Source organism: Streptomyces sp. ID05-39B, from assembly GCF_033794725.1.
Lineage (GTDB): Bacteria > Actinomycetota > Actinomycetes > Streptomycetales > Streptomycetaceae > Streptomyces > Streptomyces bobili.
Genome location: NZ_JARGEF010000455.1, coordinates 1 through 2,617, shown reverse-complemented (window position 1 = coordinate 2,617; position 2,617 = coordinate 1). Strand labels below are relative to the sequence as shown.

The following is a 2,617-nucleotide window of genomic DNA, read 5'->3' as shown; positions in this document are numbered from 1 at the left end:
GGTGGGGTGGGGTCGGCGGACGAGGTGGCGCTGGGCGTGGTGACGAGCGGCTCGGGGACTCGGCGGCTCTCGGTGCCGAGGTGGTAGTCGGTGTATGTGGACTGGAGGTAGCCGCGCACGGTCCAGCCGAGCCGGTACGCGGGGTTGTGCGCGAGGGTGTAGACGCGGGTCCTCGTCGGCTCGGTGGTGGTGTGGAGGCGCAGGGCCGTGCGGCCGGCGCTCTCGCGGGGATCTCCTCGCGCCGGTCGCCGACGAGGTCGCCCTAGACAGGGGGTGGCGTTGCGGGCGCCGGAGACCACGCCGGCGGGTCGAAGAGGCGGGCGGCGGTCTCGGTGGCGGGGACGCCGCTCCGGGCGTCGACGCGGGTGACCAGCTTGGTGACCAGCTTGGTGACCAGGCTGGGGTGTTCGCCGTCGAGCTGGGCGATGCCGAAGTGGCCGCCGGAGGGGCCGCCCCGCCGGAGGGGCCGTCGGCGACGAAGTCGTCGGCGACTGGCTGCCGGGTGCGTTCGGCGCGCCGGTCGCGCCGTCGAATACCGAGACGAACTGGTCCGCTGCCGAGGCGGCGGTGACGCGGGCGCCGTCGGCCGGGCTGTTCGCCGTCCGCGGTCGCGGCGACGGTGACGGTTCTTCGGCGCGGGGTGGCGTGCACCAGGGCTCCTTCACGGCACAGGAGAGAGGGAGACGGACGAAGCGCGATGCCGGAAAGCGCTTGCCGCTCCCTTCGATCACTGTGTCCTCACCCTGCCCCGCCTGTCGACGCCTCGGGCCGTCCTGCCATAAGACCGCAATGGAACGATCGTGAACGCGCAAAGTCGAACAGCGGTGGAGCCAGGGCGCCGACGCGGGGGCACCGGCCCACGTGGCGCCGACGCAACGGCGCTGACGCACGGTCGCCCGTGAGAGGGCCCCGTGGACGTGCAGGCATGCGGACACACCGAAGGCCGGACCCGTGGATCGGGTCCGGCCTTCGGTGGCGCGCCTGTCAGGCGGGGTGTCGAGCGGTGGGTCAGCCGACGGAGACGCCGTGCGAGCGCAGGTAGGCGACCGGGTCGACGTCCGAGCCGTAGTCGGGACCGGTACGGATCTCGAAGTGCAGGTGCGGGCCGGTCACATTGCCGGTCGCACCGGAGAGGCCGACCTGCTGTCCGCCGGAGACCGACTGACCGGCCGAGACGGAGAGCTGCGACAGGTGGGCGTACTGGGCGTAGTGGCCGTCGGCGAGCCTGATGACGACCTGGTTGCCGTACGCGCCGCCCCAGCCCGCGGAGACGACCGTGCCCGCTCCGACGGCCTTGAGCGAGGTGCCGGTCGGGACGACGAAGTCGACACCGGTGTGGTAACCGCTGGACCACATGCTGCCGGACATCTTGTACGGCGTGCCGACGGTCGCGCCCGCCACCGGGAGGGCGAAGCCACCGGAGGTGGTGGCGTTCTCGGCCGCCTGTGTGGTGGAGGCCTGCGACGAGGAGGACTTCGCGGAGTCCGAGGAGTCCGACTTGGAGGCGTCCGACTTGGAGGCGTCCGACTTGGAGGCGTCCGACTTGGAGGAGGAGCCCGAGGACTGCTTCGAGGATGCGGACGAACCGGATGAGGTGGAAGAACCGGACGAAGTGGACGGCGACTTGGTCGTGCCGGTCGCGGCCTTCTTGCCGATCGACAGCTTCAGCCCCGGGTGGATCAGCGACGGGTTCTCGCCGACGGCCTCACGGTTGTCCTCGTAGAGCCGGCTCCAGCCGCCGCTGACGTTCTGCTCGTCCGCGATCTTCGAGAGGTAGTCGCCGGACTGCACCGTGTAGGTCTTGGCACCCGAGGCGGACTTCGCGGACTTCTGTGTCACGGAAACGGTCTCGGAAGCCTTTTCCGGAACAGAGGAAAGGGGGGAAGCCGCGGAGACGGCGGAAACCGTCTGCGTCGCCGACTGGGACGGTGCGGCCTGCGCGCCGGTGGCCCCCATGAGCGGGAGGGCGAGCGCGGCGCCGCCGGTTCCTGCGACGGCGATGGAGCGGGTGAAGCGCTGGGACTTCGGACGGCGGTGCTTACCCTTGGCGGGCATGACGAATTCCTCTCCGGCGCCTGCGAGGTGAGCTGTCGGGTGCGGACTGGAGATGTCCGGCCGCGCCGAGGCGCGGCTTTACCCCTAGCCGTTCCGGAGACCGGAACAGGCGGTACTGCCTGTGGGTCCCCCGCTCCTGCCGTTCACGGGTGAGTGTGCGGGCTCCGGGCGGCGGCAGGATTGGGCGTCCGTCCGGATTGGTGTGGAACGTAAGCGACTCAGACGCACAGGTACAAGCGAAGGTTGCACTTCCCGCGTCATTCCCTTGATCCCCCGTGGGAATTCGCGGTCACCCTCCGTGCACCGAGGGGCCGTTTTCCCATAAACACCCTTGAAAAACAGCCGTATTACGTGAACATGACGGACGACTCAACGTCACGAATATGACGCTGCTCACGTGACGTGCCCCCAGAGTCCCCTATTCCAGAGCGAGTTGGAATGAAGGATTTCAATTCGGACAGAACCCCCAGACATGACACAGTCGGATATCTGTCTCTTATATAAATCTCAGAACCCACGCCAAACGAAAAAAAAAGGAAATCAGCCGTTTGATTGAAAAAAA

General features: G+C 68.4%; 1 protein-coding gene, 1 pseudogene and 1 riboswitch. The gene and the pseudogene both read right to left on the bottom strand.

Translation table 11 applies throughout. From position 1 onward, the window contains the following. Positions 1 to 299 (bottom strand): annotated as a pseudogene (locus tag P1P75_RS40980) (hypothetical protein); the annotation flags it as partial. Between the two features lie 709 nt (positions 300 to 1,008). Next, positions 1,009 to 2,055: a peptidoglycan DD-metalloendopeptidase family protein gene (locus P1P75_RS40975; protein ID WP_319264983.1), complete on the bottom strand. Its 1,047-nt coding sequence runs from the start codon at positions 2,053 to 2,055 to the stop codon at positions 1,009 to 1,011. Positions 2,056 to 2,059: 4 nt separating this feature from the next. Next, a riboswitch (cyclic di-AMP (ydaO/yuaA leader) is annotated at positions 2,060 to 2,252 on the bottom strand. Between the last annotated feature and the right edge of the window lie 365 nt (positions 2,253 to 2,617).